The organism is Candidatus Sphingomonas phytovorans, assembly GCA_029202385.1.
Taxonomy (GTDB): Bacteria; Pseudomonadota; Alphaproteobacteria; order Sphingomonadales; family Sphingomonadaceae; genus Sphingomonas; species Sphingomonas phytovorans.
The window spans coordinates 303,498-318,236 of the sequence record CP119314.1; the positions used below are offsets into that span (position 1 = coordinate 303,498).

General features: G+C 63.8%; 13 protein-coding genes and 1 tRNA gene. 5 read left to right on the forward strand and 9 right to left on the reverse strand.

The annotated features are described in order from the left end of the window. Nucleotides 1-200 precede the first annotated feature (200 nt). From P0Y59_01420 to aroA, 4 genes are all read right to left on the reverse strand, one after another. Nucleotides 201-479 carry an integration host factor subunit beta gene (locus P0Y59_01420; GenBank protein ID WEK00385.1) on the reverse strand — a complete coding sequence of 93 codons (279 nt, stop codon included), beginning with the start codon at nucleotides 477-479 and terminating at the stop codon, nucleotides 201-203. A gap of 221 nt (nucleotides 480-700) precedes the next feature. Next, entirely contained in the window at nucleotides 701-2,428 is a 1,728-nt protein-coding gene (rpsA, locus tag P0Y59_01425) for a 30S ribosomal protein S1 (protein WEK00386.1), read from the reverse strand. A 211-nt stretch (nucleotides 2,429-2,639) separates the two neighbouring features. Then, on the reverse strand, nucleotides 2,640-3,278 hold the full coding sequence (gene cmk, locus P0Y59_01430) for a (d)CMP kinase (protein WEK00387.1): 639 nt from the start codon (nucleotides 3,276-3,278) through the stop codon (nucleotides 2,640-2,642). After that, nucleotides 3,275-4,621, reverse strand: coding sequence for a 3-phosphoshikimate 1-carboxyvinyltransferase (gene aroA, locus P0Y59_01435; GenBank protein WEK00388.1), 1,347 nt, complete (start codon nucleotides 4,619-4,621; stop codon nucleotides 3,275-3,277). Before aroA ends, cmk begins: the two co-directional genes overlap by 4 nt. A 100-nt stretch (nucleotides 4,622-4,721) precedes the next feature. Here aroA and P0Y59_01440 point away from each other — a divergent pair, with 100 nt between their 5' ends. Further along, nucleotides 4,722-5,042, forward strand: a complete 321-nt coding sequence (locus tag P0Y59_01440) for an FYDLN acid domain-containing protein (protein WEK00389.1) — start codon at nucleotides 4,722-4,724, stop codon at nucleotides 5,040-5,042. 149 nt (nucleotides 5,043-5,191) lie between these two features. Next, a tRNA-Ala gene (locus P0Y59_01445) sits at nucleotides 5,192-5,267 on the forward strand. A gap of 69 nt (nucleotides 5,268-5,336) precedes the next feature. Here P0Y59_01445 and P0Y59_01450 read toward each other — a convergent pair. From P0Y59_01450 to P0Y59_01465, 4 genes are all read right to left on the reverse strand, one after another. Further along, nucleotides 5,337-6,572 carry a nucleotidyltransferase family protein gene (locus P0Y59_01450; GenBank protein ID WEK00390.1) on the reverse strand — a complete coding sequence of 412 codons (1,236 nt, stop codon included), beginning with the start codon at nucleotides 6,570-6,572 and terminating at the stop codon, nucleotides 5,337-5,339. 25 nt (nucleotides 6,573-6,597) lie between these two features. Beyond that, nucleotides 6,598-6,894, reverse strand: coding sequence for a PqqD family protein (locus P0Y59_01455; GenBank protein ID WEK00391.1), 297 nt, complete (start codon nucleotides 6,892-6,894; stop codon nucleotides 6,598-6,600). 115 nt (nucleotides 6,895-7,009) lie between these two features. Beyond that, on the reverse strand, nucleotides 7,010-7,897 hold the full coding sequence (locus P0Y59_01460; protein WEK00392.1) for a hypothetical protein: 888 nt from the start codon (nucleotides 7,895-7,897) through the stop codon (nucleotides 7,010-7,012). Between the two features lie 23 nt (nucleotides 7,898-7,920). Then, nucleotides 7,921-9,744 (reverse strand): asparagine synthase-related protein, encoded by a 1,824-nt coding sequence (locus P0Y59_01465; protein ID WEK00393.1) that lies wholly within the window; start codon nucleotides 9,742-9,744, stop codon nucleotides 7,921-7,923. A gap of 88 nt (nucleotides 9,745-9,832) precedes the next feature. Between P0Y59_01465 and P0Y59_01470 the strand changes: the two genes are divergently transcribed. Beyond that, nucleotides 9,833-10,096 (forward strand): hypothetical protein, encoded by a 264-nt coding sequence (locus tag P0Y59_01470; protein WEK00394.1) that lies wholly within the window; start codon nucleotides 9,833-9,835, stop codon nucleotides 10,094-10,096. Between the two features lie 362 nt (nucleotides 10,097-10,458). On the opposite strand, the gene P0Y59_01475 is transcribed toward P0Y59_01470, so the two are convergent. After that, nucleotides 10,459-11,151 carry a TetR/AcrR family transcriptional regulator gene (locus P0Y59_01475; protein WEK00395.1) on the reverse strand — a complete coding sequence of 231 codons (693 nt, stop codon included), beginning with the start codon at nucleotides 11,149-11,151 and terminating at the stop codon, nucleotides 10,459-10,461. Nucleotides 11,152-11,333: 182 nt separating this feature from the next. Between P0Y59_01475 and P0Y59_01480 the strand changes: the two genes are divergently transcribed. Both P0Y59_01480 and P0Y59_01485 read left to right on the forward strand, forming a co-directional pair. Further along, the gene (locus P0Y59_01480; GenBank protein ID WEK00396.1) at nucleotides 11,334-13,640 is read left to right on the forward strand and encodes a TonB-dependent receptor; all 2,307 of its coding nucleotides are present in this window, start codon (nucleotides 11,334-11,336) and stop codon (nucleotides 13,638-13,640) included. Nucleotides 13,641-13,743: 103 nt separating this feature from the next. Further along, nucleotides 13,744-14,622 (forward strand): alpha/beta hydrolase-fold protein, encoded by an 879-nt coding sequence (locus tag P0Y59_01485; GenBank protein WEK00397.1) that lies wholly within the window; start codon nucleotides 13,744-13,746, stop codon nucleotides 14,620-14,622. Nucleotides 14,623-14,739: the final 117 nt, after the last annotated feature.

Consider the following 14,739-nt stretch of genomic DNA (forward strand, 5'->3'; position numbering starts at 1 on the left):
CCTTCCCGTCGGGCACCTGTCCCTTCGGGCTTGGCTCGGGATTGCCATCTTACAGGGTTCCCCGAATTTGAGCAGTTCTACATCGCGGGTTTCCCCGCGAGCACTCAAGTCTTTAAGTCCGGTGCGTCTACCAATTTCGCCACGCCCGCATGGCCTGCGACGAAGCGCAGGGAAGGGCGGGTGTCAACCCGCGGCGGTCGTCACACGTTCAATCGAACGCGCATTTCCTTGCCTGGCTTGAAATAAGGGACGCGCTTGGCGTCGACCTCGACCACTTCGCCGGTGCGCGGGTTGCGGCCGATACGGGCGTCGCGAGCCCGGGTGGAAAAGGCGCCGAAGCCGCGGAGTTCGACGCGGCCGCCCGTTGCGAGGCGCTTCGAAATTTCGTCGAAGAAGGTCGTCACGATCGCCTCGACGTCGCGCATGGCCAGGTCGGGATTGTCGGCAGCGAGCATCTCGACAAGTTCGGAACGGATCATGGCGTCAGCGACTCCTTAAAACCGAAACCACCGGGCGACCATCGGTGCCCGATCTCCCCCACTGACGATCATTCCCGGCTTCTGTCCGGTTCGGAACAAATGACCGCCCGGTCCTTGCCTATATCAAGCGTAAACCGCCGAATAGGATCGAATCGACTCAAATTTGCAAAAAAGCGCCATTTCCGGGCAGGCGGGACGATGCCGCCTGCCCGGAATGGTTCTTACTTCTTGGTCTCGCTGCTGCGCGCCTTGAGCGCCTCACCGAGGATGTCGCCCAGCGACGCGCCCGAGTCGGACGAGCCATACTGCGCAACTGCCTGCTTCTCTTCGGAGATCTGCATCGCCTTGATCGAGAAGGTCGGCTTCTTGGAACGGTCGAAACCGGTCACCATCGCGTCGAACTTCTGGGCGACCTGGAAACGCTCCGGACGCTGCTCGTCGCGGTCGCGGCCGAGATCGGTGCGCTTGATGAAGCCGGTCGCGCCATCGTCGCCGACCTGGACCTCGAGGCCCGCGTCGCGGACTTCGAGAACGGTGACCGTGACGATCGCGTTCTTGTTGAGGCTCGAACCGCCGCCGCTCGACGCGACCGCGCCGCCGGCTGCCGGGGCGCCACGCTCAAGCTGCTTCATGCCAAGCGAGATACGCTCCTTCTCGGCATCGATGTCGAGCACGATGGCCTGGACCATCTCGCCCTTGCGGTGCAGGTTGAGCGCGTCCTCGCCCGAAACGCCCCAGGCGATGTCGGACATGTGGACCATGCCGTCGACGTCGTTGTCGAGGCCGATGAACAGGCCGAACTCGGTCGCGTTCTTGACTTCACCCTCGACGGTCGAGCCGATCGGATGCGCTTCGGCGAAGGCCTCCCACGGGTTCGACTGGGCCTGCTTGAGGCCAAGGCTGATGCGGCGCTTGTCGGGATCGACCTCGAGCACGACGACATCGACTTCCTGCGAGGTCGAGACGATCTTGCCCGGATGGACGTTCTTCTTGGTCCAGCTCATTTCGGAGACGTGGACGAGACCCTCGATGCCCGGCTCCAGCTCGACGAACGCACCATATTCGGTGATGTTGGTCACGCGGCCCGACAGCTTGGCGCCGATCGGATACTTGGCCGCTGCGCCTTCCCACGGATCGCTCTCGAGCTGCTTCATGCCGAGCGAGATGCGCTGCGTATCCTTGTTGATGCGGATGATCTGGACTCGGACGGTGTCGCCGATGTTCAGCACCTCGCTCGGATGGCCGACGCGCTTGTAGCTCAGGTCGGTGACGTGCAGCAGGCCGTCGATGCCGCCGAGGTCGACGAACGCACCGTAATCGGTGATGTTCTTCACGACGCCGTCGATTACCTGGCCCTCGGCCAGCGACAGGATCAGGCCCGAACGCTGCTCGGCGCGGGTCTCTTCCAGGATCGCGCGGCGCGAGACGACGATGTTGCCGCGCTTGCGATCCATCTTCAGGATCTGGAACGGCTGCGGGATGTCCATCAGCGGGGTCACGTCGCGGACCGGGCGGATATCGACCTGCGAGCCGGGCAGGAACGCCACGGCGCCGTTCAGGTCGACGGTGAAGCCGCCCTTCACGCGGCCGAAGATGACGCCCTCGACTCGTGCGGTCTTGGCGAATTCGGTCTCGAGCTTGTCCCAGGCGGCTTCGCGGCGGGCGCGATCGCGCGACAGCATCGCTTCGCCGTGGACGTTCTCGACTCGGTCGACATAGACTTCGACTTCGTCGCCGACCTTCAGATCGGCCTTCTGGCCGGGCATGGCGAATTCACGGAGCGGCACGCGGCCTTCCGACTTGAGGCCCACGTCGATGACCGCGAGATCATTTTCGATCGCGGTGACGGTGCCCTTGACGACCCGGCCTTCAAAGCCGTCTGCGTCGCCGAGCGTGGCTTCGAGAAGTGCCGCGAAATCATCGCGCGTTGGAGATGCCGAAGTGGCCATAAATTATTGATTCCTAAACATTATGTTTCCGGCCAGCCGGTTGTTTCCGGCGGTCTTGGCCTATATGCCGCGGCGGCCGATTGCCGGTCGCGACGCCCAGCGCCCACCGCCCTCGCGAAGATCACCGACAAAGCGAAAAGGGCGCGTAAGCAGGATCGGCAAGTGCCATCCGTCCGGGATGGGTGCCGTTTCCGCTTCGCGCCTCGCCCGGCTAGGGTGTTTCCACCTGCGCCGCTGTCCGAGCCTCCACGAGCGCGATCGCCCGCTGGATGGCGGCGTCTATAGAGAGAAAGCTGGTGTCCAGCAAGGCGGCATCGCTGGCCGGTGCCAGGGGTGCGACGCCCCGCGTGCTGTCGCGCAGGTCGCGGGCGCGGATATCCGCCAGGACCCGGTCGAGGCTGACCTGCGATCCGCGCTCGCGCAGTTCGGCGTGGCGGCGCTTGGCCCGGATCATCGGGGTTGCCCGGATGAACAGCTTGGCGTCGGCCTCGGGGGCGATGACGGTGCCGATGTCGCGGCCGTCGAGCACCGCGCCACCCGGCTGGTGCGCGAAACGGCGCTGGCGATGGAACAGGGCCGCTCGCACCAGCGGATGGGCCGAAACGATCGAGGCGCATTTGCCTATCTCGTCGCTGCGCAGTTCGGGATCGTCGAGCAGGTGCTCGTCGAAGTCGCAGGCAGCTACCGCGTCGGCCTCTATCGCGGGGTCGAGTTCAAGTCGCTGCACATTGGCGGCAACCGCGCGATAGAGCAGCCCGGTGTCGAGATGCGGCAGGCCGTAGCGCCTGGCGAGCGCCCGCGCGATCGTCCCCTTGCCCGATGCGGCCGGTCCGTCGACGGCGATGATCATGATGCTGCCACTGCTTGCGAACCCTTCAACGCGTCCAGCGTTTCGAGGAACATAGGGTAGGAAGTTGCGATGGGCGATACATCATCGATGGTAAGCGACGATTTAGCGGCGAGGCCAGCCACCGCCATGCTCATCGCGATGCGATGGTCGAGCTGCGAGGCGATCGTTGCGCCGCCCGCGATCGGCCCGCCGCCATTGCCCTGGATCGCGGCACCGTCCTCATATTCCTCGACCGCCACGCCGCATGCGCCCAGCGCGTCGGCCATCGCGGTGATGCGGTCCGATTCCTTGACCCGCAGTTCATGCGCGCCACGGGCGATCGTCCGTCCCTCCGCAAAGGCGGCAGCGACGAACAGCACCGGATATTCGTCGATCATGCTCGGGGCGAGATGGGCTGGCACCTCGATCGCCCGGAGTTGCGCGTGACGGACGCGCAGGTCGGCGACCGGTTCCCCGCCGACGATGCGCGGATTCTCCTCGACGATATCGGCGCCCATCATGCGCAGCGCCTCGAACAGGCCGGCGCGCGTAGGGTTGAGTCCGACGTTCATTACCAGCACGTCGGATCCCGGAACGATCGACGCGGCGACCACGAGGAAGGCCGCGGACGAGGGATCGCCCGGCACGACGATCGATTGCGGCTTCAACTCGGCTTCTCCGACGAGGGAGATGATCCGCCCCTGATTCGTTTCCTCGACGCTCAGCTCTGCGCCGAAGCCGCGCAGCATCCGTTCGCTGTGGTCCCGAGTCGCGATCGGCTCGATCACGCGGGTGATGCCGGGCGTGTTGAGGCCGGCGAGCAGGATCGCCGACTTCACCTGCGCGGATGCGACCGGCAGCGTATAGTCGATCGGCACCGCCGGGTTCAGCCCGCGCACCATCAGCGGCAGGCGCCCGCCCGGACTCGACGTGAAGTCGGCGCCCATGCGTGACAGCGGTTCGATCACGCGGCCCATCGGCCGCTTCGATAGCGAGGCGTCCCCGGTGAAGGTGGTGGTAATCGGGTGGCTCGCGACCAGCCCCATCAGCAGCCGGGTCGAGGTGCCCGAATTGCCCATGTCGAACGCGGTTTCCGGCTGGAGCAGTCCGCCGACGCCGACGCCGTTTACAGTCCAGATGCCGTCGCCACCGCGCTGGATATCGGCGCCCATCGCCCGCATTGCGGCGGCCGTGGCAAGAACGTCCTCGCCCTCAAGCAGGCCTTCGATCCGGCTTTCGCCGACCGCGAGCGCCGACAGCATCAGCGATCTGTGGCTGATCGATTTGTCGCCAGGCACGGCAACGGTGCCGTGCAGCGGGCCGGAGGGGAGGATTTCGAGCGGGCGGGGCAGGGGGTGCGGCATTGGCGCGGGCTTTTGACAGTGCGCTTGCGCTATGGCAAGGCGCGCCCCACTTTGCGGGCCATCTCGCAAAACTCCCATTTCTTCGAAAGGTCGAATCGGCATGATCAAGCCGGAATGGGGCACGAAACGGTCGTGTCCGAAATGCGCAACGCGCTTCTACGATCTCGGCAAGGACGATCCGGTCACCTGCATCGAATGCGGGTCGACCTGGGTGCCCGAGCCGATCCTGAAATCCAAGCAGCCTCTGCCGTTTGACGCGCCGAAGCCCGAACTCGTCAAGAAGGATGCTGACCTGGTCGGCGACGACGATGAGGATATCGACACCGGTGAAGACGAGGAGCCCTCGCCCGACGACGAGGTCGATCTCGGCGGCGACGACGATCTCGGCGTTGAAGCGCCGACGGACGAAGACGAGCATTGATCGCATGAAACGGGGCGCTTCGGCTTCGGCCGGGGCGTCCCATTGAATTTTGTTTGAAAAATCGACCGGCATGGTGATCACACCGCTTGCCAAGGTCGCGTCGCCTAGGTAGGGGCGACGCCTTCGCGGGGTTCCAGGCCCGCGGCGATGGGGCCGTAGCTCAGCTGGGAGAGCGCTGCAATGGCATTGCAGAGGTCAGGGGTTCGATCCCCCTCGGCTCCACCAATCTCCCAGAGAGATTGCATTATTCCCGCGAACGGACGCTGTCAGGCGGACTCATCTTCAGGAAGATCGTTACTTCGGCTCGCGCGGGAATCGCCGTTGGCGGTCGAGATGGACGCGCAGGCGATTGGTCCGCGTCATTGAGCGGCGGATACCATCCTTGTTGATCATCCAGGAAAGAAGCACGGCGCTCTTGCCGCGCGATATCGCACGAAAGCGAACTACATAGGATCGCAGGTCGCCCCAGAACCCCTGATCGGGCCGGCCATATCGAGTTCGCACTTCGAGTCTCGGCGGCACAAGTCCTCTCAGCAATGTTCCGCAGCGCACGCGCCATCCGGATTCGCCTGCCAGCGCCTGGCCTAGCCGGGCGCCGACAATGGTAGCGGATCCGGAATAGAGGCCCAGCGATGCCAGTCCTTCGGGCAGTAGCGCGGTCGTGGCTGGATCGGCGGCACCGTCGAGGAGATGCTGCGTGGGCACGCCGAGTGTTTGCGTGACCAGATGAAGCGTGAGTCGAACCGTATCGGTCAGCGCCCATGCTTCGGCGCGCGTGTCGATGATCCTCCAGTCTAGCGGCAACGCGGGATGGTCGAGCAGCTCGGCGATATCCCACAGGCTTGTCAGGGGCGCTTCGAAGAGATGGTGCTGCAGGTGCAGGCAGAGATATAGAAATAAATCCTCCGGCGCCATCATCCGGGCGCCCGGGGGGAGCGCATCATGAGCCAGGCTGCGCGACCAGATTCCGGCTATGTCGATCAGGGCGCCATGCCTGTCGCCCGCCAGTCGCCAATGGAGCTCGAGCGGAAGCTGGCTCGGGTTCGGCGTCGTATAGATAAGGTGGTGTTGCCAATCGGCTGACCGCATGGCGGCATCCGGTACGGCCGCCGCGTTGAAGCCGAGCGTGACGAGACTGGCATGATAGGCCATCGCGTCCTCGTCCTTCACCAGGAAGTCCACGTCGCCCATCTGACGATGCCCGAGATTGCCATACAGGCGATCGGCAAGGTCGATGCCCTTCAGCAGCAGCATCGGGCGCCCGGTCGCGGCAATGGCTTCCGCCACCAGGCTGCGCGCCTGCAACGTCCTTGCCGCCACCGCCATGCCATGGGCACGCAACCGCGCGGCAAATGGTGCCGGCGGCTGGAGGCGGGCGCGACGTAACCGGCGAGCGAGCAACGAGAGACCGGCGCCTCGCTCGACCAGTGCGAACAGGTCGGGCCAATCTGCGTCGGTCAGCCCTGCAAGCCGCCGATCGCCTTCCGAATCCCAGCGCAGACAGCGAAGCGCTGCCCCCGGCATGGCCATATCCTTCTCCGACACGAAGATGGATTCAGGCGGCGATACGTATCAGGGATTGGTCGGCCAGCTCGTGCAGGAAGGCGGTGACATCCTCCGCGATCTGATCGGCACCGGCGCGATACCGTCGCGCGAGGGTGTCGCAGAGACCGCTGACGGTCGTCGGGGTCGCGATCCTTTCCCAGATCTCGCGGCCGATGTGGTCGAGTCCGATGTAGCGGCCCGTCGCGATGTTGAGGATGACGAGGTCATCGTCAACGCCGGTTGCCGGCAGGGACGAATCGCGGACGACGACCGTGTCCAGGCCAATCGGCCGGTATTGCTGTTCCACCTTCTCGACCCCTTTTATGCTCTGTGCCAGCCTGTGGACTCAGAGGGCCGTAACGTTGCTTCCGTGTCCTATCAAGGCGGAGAGGTTCGGCCCGATCGCTCGATGCGGCGGGCTATCAATCAGCCATGATCGCCGCCAGGACCCTGTCCATCGTCCAGTCCGTATCGGGGCGGGTGATGCGCAGCATCTCGACGCTCTGCAGCGCCCGCGACACGAGCATGGCGCGAGCCGCGATCGCCTCGACCAGATAGGGGCCGTAGACGCTGTGCATCAGCAGAGGCAGCTTCGCGCGGCCCGTCACCCGCTCGATCCGCACGGCCGCCACCAGCCCGCGCTCGAGATGAACGATCCGACGGAGCCGCCGCGGCGGCCGGACCGGCTCGACAAACGCCGGCACTGCCATCTTCATCCGGTGCCACGCGTTGCGCGCCAGTCCCCGGCTGTCGAGCGCCAGGGCATCCGAGGCCTCTTCGAACAGGTGGACGTGTCGTGCGCCGGCGGGAACCTCGATGATTTCCGTGCGATCAAGGCTCAAGGCGCTGACGTCGTCGGTGTGCAGCGGCCAGCCGAGACGTGTCATCGCAGCGGCGGTGGTCGATTTCCCCGCCCCGGAATCACCGCAGATCAGCACCACTCCATCCGGAGAGACCACGCCTGATGCGTGCAGCACCAGCAGATCGCGCTGGCGCAGCAAAGCGGCCAGCATTGGGTTGAGCAGCACGTGCCGGAACAACGCCTCGTCGCATTGCGGTCCGCGCTGGAACAGGATGCGGTTGCCACGTTCTGCGAGGAATTGCCCGGCACCAGGCCCGGCACGCATCAGATAGGCATTCGGTGAAGCTTCGTGAGTCGCGTCGCGCAGGCGGGCATCATCGAGCGCGGGCGGCACATGGCCCTCGCATATCATGACGTCGGGGATCGCTCCGGGGCTGGCGGCAGCGAGTTCGTCGCACGCGAAGGGCAGGGAGAGAACCAGCCCATGGGCAAGGTGAAGATGAGACATGCTTCCGCTTCCCCGCGCCCGTTTCAGTAACGCGTGCCGAAACCGTTGACGAACAGGCCCGCCATCAGGCCGCGCGTCAGGACGGTGCCCGCGAGGTTCAGTGCCTGGCCGCTATCCTCGACCTGAATCTGCTGCCAGACACGGCGCATCCGCGCCACATCGACATATTCGGCCCCCGGGCCGCGTGCCACCTCGGCCAACGCCTCTTCCACGTCGCCGAAGAATTGTCGCAGCCGCGGGACGAGGTCGCCGGACTGGCGGCCGATTGATCGGTTGAGACGGACCTCGTCCGGAAGCCTTCCCTTCATCGCTTCGCGCACCAGCCACCGTTCGACGCCGGTCTGAGGATCGACGTAGAGAGAGTCGGGGATCGACAGACAGAATTCGAGCAGCCGCGGGTCGGCTGTAGGGTCGGTGATCGAGATTCCCGTCGCGGCGCCGACCTCGGCATAGAGAGCGCCCACCTTTAGCGCGCCCGGGCGAATGAACCGGAGCCGCTGCTCGCGGCAGCGCCGATAAGGCCCTTCGGCGCGATCGTCGCGCCAGCGCTCGCCGAGCCGGATCCGATGCGCGAAATCGGTCCGTATCGCGGAGCTCGGATAGTCGGGACGTGCGCGCAGGCCGCGATAGAGACGTTCCATCGGCCAGGGCAGCATGCGACGCAGCCTGAGCTTCGCCATTTCCGCCAGCCCGTCACGCTCGATCTGGCGCCAAAGCGGCAGCGACGTCGGATCGCCGTCCCACGAGATGCCTCCATTGCCCATCTGGCCGAGCAGCAATAGGCGGTTGCCGTCGCGCGCTGCGGTCCGGAACAGGTCCAGCAGCCAGAAAAAGCCGGGCGCGGCGTGCTCAGGCTCGCGCGTGATCGCCAGCATCTCGCGGATCGCGCCAATCGGCGAGACGTTCGCCGCGTCGATCCGGGTAAGGTCGATCGTTCCGCCGGCCCGCGCGGTGGCCGATGCCAGCGGATACTCGTCGCCGATGCCGCGGCCGACATAAGCGCGTGGATCATGGACCGGTGTCGAGACATAGGCGGAGAGCCGCCTTCCGTCTTCGGCCAGCATCGGAGCGGCGGTGACGGCGACCGAGCCTGAATCGAGCCCGCCACTCAGCGTTGCCGCAACGCCGCCCTCTGACGGCAGGCGATCGCGCACTGCCTGGTCGAACAGTTCGCGAAATCGAACGACATAGTCCTCGCGCCGCGGAAGCCGCGTATCTGCCACGTCCTCCAGTCGCCAATAACAGTGCTTGTCGAACCGGTCCGGCGTCACGCGCAGGGAATGCGCCGGCGGCAGCCGCGAGATCGAGGCATGCGCGGTACGCTCGCCATGATAGGCGAACCAGGACACGAGCGTCTGGGCGACATAGAGCTCGTCCATCGCCACCGGGGCGAGATCGAGCGCAAGCAGGTCTTCCCGTGACGACGCGAAGGCGAAAATGCCTGGCGATGCATGATGATAAAGGGCGGTGTTGCCGAACGGATCGCGCGCCAGCGACAAAGTGCGGGTCGCCGGATTCCAGCCGACGATGCGCCAGTCGCCGTGGATCCGTTTATATGCTTGCTCGCCCCACTGCGCGAATGCTTCGCGCAGCAACTCGGCATCGCTCGGAAGACTGCATGCGAGACCGAGTTCGCTGCCAAGTTCACGACGGTTATGGACGGTTCCGTCGCCGAGGATCGTCAGTGGATAGCGGGCGCGGGAGCGGGGCGGTGCCGGGCCCCAGAGCATCGCTGTCCCGTCCATATAGACAGGCGCGCCAAGTCGCGCGCGACCGATCGCTTCGAGGCGGGAACAGATGGCGGGATCGGTCGCGGTGCGGAGGAAGAAACCGAAAAGCCGTGTCATCGGCGGCGCCTAGCTGATCGATTCTGCCCTGGCGAGAGGCCCCGGGGTATCGAGTATGGGGGGTGACCCATTTTGGGCAAGGTGCTTGATGGCTCATGATCAAAATGGGCTAGGCGACGCCGTGGAGGGACGGCTGTCGTTTCGGCGCTGCGTGATCCTTCATGCTGTTTCACAAGCAAAAAAGGGAAATCTCATGGCCACCGTCTGGACTGATGATGAAACCGCGGAGGGTGCGCAGTGCGAGTGGCATCGCCCAACTCTCACCACCTCCGTGATCGAGGAGATCACGCTCGGCAAGCTTGGCTCGCAATTCGACGGCCCGGCCCAGCCGGCTTCGTTTGATGGCGAGTAAGAGCGCCGCCGTCAGAATATAGCATCGGACGGCCGGAGCATGGTTGCTTTGCGTGGCCCTCGATATGGTCGCCGCGAAGCAGCCTTCATAAGGTTCGGCCGTTGTTGCGACGAGACAGGCTGCCCTGCTTCTCCCGATCGGCCGATCCAGGGCGTCTGATCTGCCTGATCGAAAGCTCATCACCGTGGCGCTTGTTCCGCTACGATAGCGCCGCCGATTCCCGTGTCGGCTTCGTCGGCTTCGCATCCAGCAACGATGTGGCTGTCCCCTGGCCCTTATCTGTCACGCTGTTGTGCTTTCCGCCAAAAAAAACGCGAAATCATTATTTTAGGGCGGGTGCCTGAACAAAAACCGCTTTGGGCTTAGTCGGGGCCGAAAAGCATTGTGAGCATTTGCGCTCTCCAATCCTTCGTGGCGCGCTCGATCGCGGCTTTGTCGGGGTTCCGGATATGCTCGACCGTAAGCCCGCGCGTAACGGCGTTGCTGAGAAGCTGAATGCTCTGAACGGCGCCGTCATTATTGATGCCGGCGGCGCGAAGTATGCGGCGGCTCCACCGGAGCACACGTTGGTCGAAGCGGCGGGCGCTGAGTTCGACTTCGCTATCCAGTTCGGGATCGTTCCGACGCGCCAGATGTATCTCCAGCGCAGCGGCTGACTCGGGCAGGCTGATGAGGGCGAGATTGGCATCGATAAGATTTTCCATCGATTCCCGCGGCGTCTTGCCGCGCCGAATGGCCTCGGCATAAACCTTTGTTCGATAGGCGGAAAATTCCTCAACGACGGCAGCCATGAGTTTCGCCTTGGACGGGAACTGATGCTGGATGGCCCCAAGGCTCATGCCGGTAGCGTCACGGATGACATTCATCGTGGCGCCTGAATAGCCTTGCGCGCACAAGGTGTCGCGAGCTGCGGTGAGCACCTTGGCCCGCGTGGATGCGCTGCGCTCGGCATGGCTGCGCCGAGTGGCCTTGTCGGAACTTGCCATCAACCTGGTTTCACCCCCCGATAAGGTCGCCCAACCGCCTGACAGGCCATATTTCGAGAAGGTCTTCACGCGATGACCCCCTGAGGTGGCGCGTCGGAACAAGCTCGTCCGCGCCCTCCATCAAACGCCCAACCTGGCTATCATCAATTACAATAAGGTCAACTGGTTTGCGCTTGACCATAAAAAGTAGGTTGTATTAAATATGAAAATTAGAGCGGGACTGACCCGACGAGACCTCAGGGAGGGTGCTGGTGAGAAAGCGTCAGAATTGTGCGGTTGCGGCGTCGCTGATCGCGTTGTCTCCATTCGTGATCGCGCCATCTGCGCTCGCCCAGGCGTCAGGCAATCCGGTCGCTATTCCTGGTGAGCCTGAGGCGACGCAATCGGGGTCGCCCGATGTTGCGCCTTCCGATTCTGGGGACATTATCGTCACTGCCAACAAGCGCGCTGAAAGCATTCTGAATGTGGCAGGGGCGATCAACGCGTTTCGCGGCGACGATCTGCTGAAGAACGGCCTGACGAGCATCGCCGACTTTGCCGGGCAGACTCCGGGCCTTCAGTTCAATGCCGGTTTCGGTACTGGCTCCCCCGTGATCCGCGGCATCAATACCGGCGCCGATTTCGGCCAGTCGGTCGGTATTACCGTCGATGGCGCTCCGGTCGGGCCGAGCTCGAGCTTTCAAACCGGCGGTGCCAGTTCGCTAGATCTCGATCCTGTCGATCTTGAGCGGGTGGAAGTGCTGAAGGGGCCGCAAGGCACGGTTTATGGCGCCAACACATTGGCCGGCCTCGTCTCGTACACATTGCGCGAACCCGATTTGCAAAAGCCGACCGTGGTTCTGCGTGGCGGCCTGAGCGGCACGGAAAATGGCGGCACCAGCCATTCGGAGCGTGCGGCCATCAGCGTGCCGATTGTCGAGGACAAGTTGGCGGTGCGCCTGTCCGGTTTCTACGATCGCCGCGCGGGATTCATCGATAACGATCTTCGCCGCGCCACGGATCAGAACCATTGGCGCAGCTACGGCGTGCAGGGTTCGCTTGTCTTCAAGCCGGTCGACCGGCTCCGGGTTTTCATCGCGGGCATCTATCAAAAGCAAAATCAATATGCGCAGGATCAGGTGGTATACACCGCAAATCGTACGCCCCGCGATGGCGACCTCGTCAATAACGACTATCTGGTGCCGAGTACCAATCGCAAGACGAGATTCATCATCGGGAAAGCGGACTATGATCTCGGCTTCGCAAATCTGACGTCCGTCACATCCTATCAGCATCTCAACGTAAACTATGCTTTCCCGCAAGAAACGGGCACGCTGAACACGATCTTCGTCAACATCCTTCCCCAGCTTGGGGGCGTCACGATTCCCGCCCCTGGGTTGCTCAGCAACGACACGCTGAACGACTTCAGGAAATTCACGCAGGAAGTGCGGTTGTCCTCGACCGGGGGTGGTCCGCTCAACTGGCTTGCCGGTGGATATTACACGCATGAGCGAAGCGAGCAGCAGCAGGCAGTAAATGCCCGGACGATCACCGGCGCATTCGTGCCTCTGATCAACCCGACGCTGCTCGTTAAGATCCCCACCACGCTCACCGAATATTCGGCCTTCGGTAATGTGACTTATGCCTTTTCACCGGCGTTCGACGTCACCGGTGGCGTACGCATCGGTCGTATCGATCAGGTAAACCGCACCCTTATCAGCGGCAGCAATTTTGCCGCCTATCGCCTGCTTTTCGTCGTCAGCGGTCTCGGCTCTCCGCCCCCCGCTGATACGGGCCAGCAAAAGGGATCGAAGACCGTCGCGACCTATCTTGCCACGGCGCGCTATCACTTCTCGCAAGACGGAATGCTCTTTGCGCGGTTCGCGACTGGCTTCCGGCCCGGCGGACCGAACTTCCCGGTCCCGGGATTCGACCCTGTCTATGATCCCGACCAGACCTACAATTACGAGGTAGGACTCAAGACGAAGTTCTGGGATGGGCGGGGTTCGTTCGATCTGACCGGCTATTATTTGAAATGGAAGAATTTCCTGGCCTTCGCCAGCGCTGGCGGACTGAGCGGTTTTGCAAATGCCGGTGACGCCCGCGTCTATGGTCTCGAGGCGGGCGCGACCTTGCGGCCGGTTGACGGATTGAGCCTGGCGGGAACGCTGGCCTTTTCGGACAGCAAGGTCACACGCCTCACTCCTGGAGGGGCAGGGGTTGCCCAGGTCGGCGACACGCTGCCTTATAATCCGCGATGGAGCGGTTCGGTGTCGGCGGAATACCGCGCCCCAGTGGATTCAAGATGGCAGGTGGTGGCGCGCGGTTCGGCCCGCTTCGTGGGGTCACGCAACAGTTCGCCGCAATCGAGCATAGCGTTCCCTAATTATGCGTTGCCGGCCTATTCCCTGTTCGACGTTCATGCCGGACTGGAAAGCGAGCATGTCGATATCGACCTGTTTGTCAGGAACCTCACCGACAAGCGTGCGCAACTGGCTGCCTATACACAGCTCGGTGTCAATCAGATCACCATCCAGCAACCGCGCACGATCGGCGCGGCGGTGACTTTCAAATATTGACGGAAGATGCGCGCCACGATGTGCCCGCCCAGGGTGTGGCTTGTGCCGATACAAGCGATCCGTGTTCGTCAGGCGGGCCTGACGTGTAAAGGAGGATGATAGTATGACCATTGCCGCGATGCCCGCCATCCCCGGAGTCGAGACTTTCGTCATTACCCCTGAGGGTCTCGGCACCAGCTTGCGCATCTCGATCGCGCGGCCGTCATCCGATGCAACCGGAAAGCCGCCCGGTGCGTCGTCGGTAATCTATGTGACGGACGCCGATTATTGCTTCGGAACAGTCGTCGAAGCTGCGCGAATGGGCCATTATGCTGGTGAAGTCGCGCCGGCGATAGTTGTCGGCATCGGCTATGCCGAGGAAACCGGCGACTATGCGTTCGTCGGTCGGCGGCGCGGCCTTGATTTCTACGGCGGGCCCCGGCGTTCGTTGGAGATGCCGGGTTTCGGCACGCTTGAGCTCGGCGGTGGCGAGACTTTCCTGAAAGCCCTGCTTGAAACGGTCATACCCGAAGTGGAGCGCCGCATGCCTGAGACTGCGGGCAAGCGGCGCACGCTCTTCGGGGTTTCGGCTGGTGGCCATTTCGCGGCCTTGGCCCTGACGCATCGCCCCGATGCGTTTGGGGGCTATGCGATGATCAGCCCCGCGCTGGTGGACTTTCCGCCCGTGCCAGGTGAGCAACAAATGGTCGATGCGGTGCGCGCATTGCCGGTCGGCGCGATTCCGTCCGGAACGGCGGTATTCCTGTCGGCAGGCGCCAGGGAGGAGGAGCCGGGCGAAGCACTCGCTGCCGCTTCCATCATCAGCAATGCCTATCGTATGCGGGCTGCCCTTGCCGCGCATGGCGTGTCGACTGAACTGACCGTTTTTGCTGGCGAGACTCACACTTCCGTGCTCGGCGCGGCGGTCTCGCGGGCACTGCGCTTCCTGGTGCCGTCGCAGGGCGTGCCGTCATGGCAAACCTCCCTGTCCGGGGAAAGCTGAGCAAGAGATCCGCGCGGAGGGATTGGTCAGCCGCGCTCGATCTCTGATTCCGGCCTGCAAGGGCAGGGCGGGCTGGCATCCCCCTCCGGCGCCAATGACGTTCGGCGCGGCCGCTCG

What these genes read in the sequence shown, in the direction of transcription:
- P0Y59_01440 (WEK00389.1), top strand. Translation starts at nt 4,722, where the DNA reads ATGATCAAGCCGGAATGGGGCACGAAACGGTCGTGTCCGAAATGCGCA.
- P0Y59_01485 (WEK00397.1), top strand. Translation starts at nt 13,744, where the DNA reads ATGACCATTGCCGCGATGCCCGCCATCCCCGGAGTCGAGACTTTCGTC.
- aroA (WEK00388.1), bottom strand. Translation starts at nt 4,621, where the DNA reads ATGCCGCACCCCCTGCCCCGCCCGCTCGAAATCCTCCCCTCCGGCCCG.
- P0Y59_01450 (WEK00390.1), bottom strand. Translation starts at nt 6,572, where the DNA reads ATGGCCATGCCGGGGGCAGCGCTTCGCTGTCTGCGCTGGGATTCGGAA.
- cmk (WEK00387.1), bottom strand. Translation starts at nt 3,278, where the DNA reads ATGATCATCGCCGTCGACGGACCGGCCGCATCGGGCAAGGGGACGATC.
- P0Y59_01470 (WEK00394.1), top strand. Translation starts at nt 9,833, where the DNA reads ATGGCTCATGATCAAAATGGGCTAGGCGACGCCGTGGAGGGACGGCTG.
- rpsA (WEK00386.1), bottom strand. Translation starts at nt 2,428, where the DNA reads ATGGCCACTTCGGCATCTCCAACGCGCGATGATTTCGCGGCACTTCTC.
- P0Y59_01460 (WEK00392.1), bottom strand. Translation starts at nt 7,897, where the DNA reads ATGTCTCATCTTCACCTTGCCCATGGGCTGGTTCTCTCCCTGCCCTTC.
- P0Y59_01465 (WEK00393.1), bottom strand. Translation starts at nt 9,744, where the DNA reads ATGACACGGCTTTTCGGTTTCTTCCTCCGCACCGCGACCGATCCCGCC.
- P0Y59_01420 (WEK00385.1), bottom strand. Translation starts at nt 479, where the DNA reads ATGATCCGTTCCGAACTTGTCGAGATGCTCGCTGCCGACAATCCCGAC.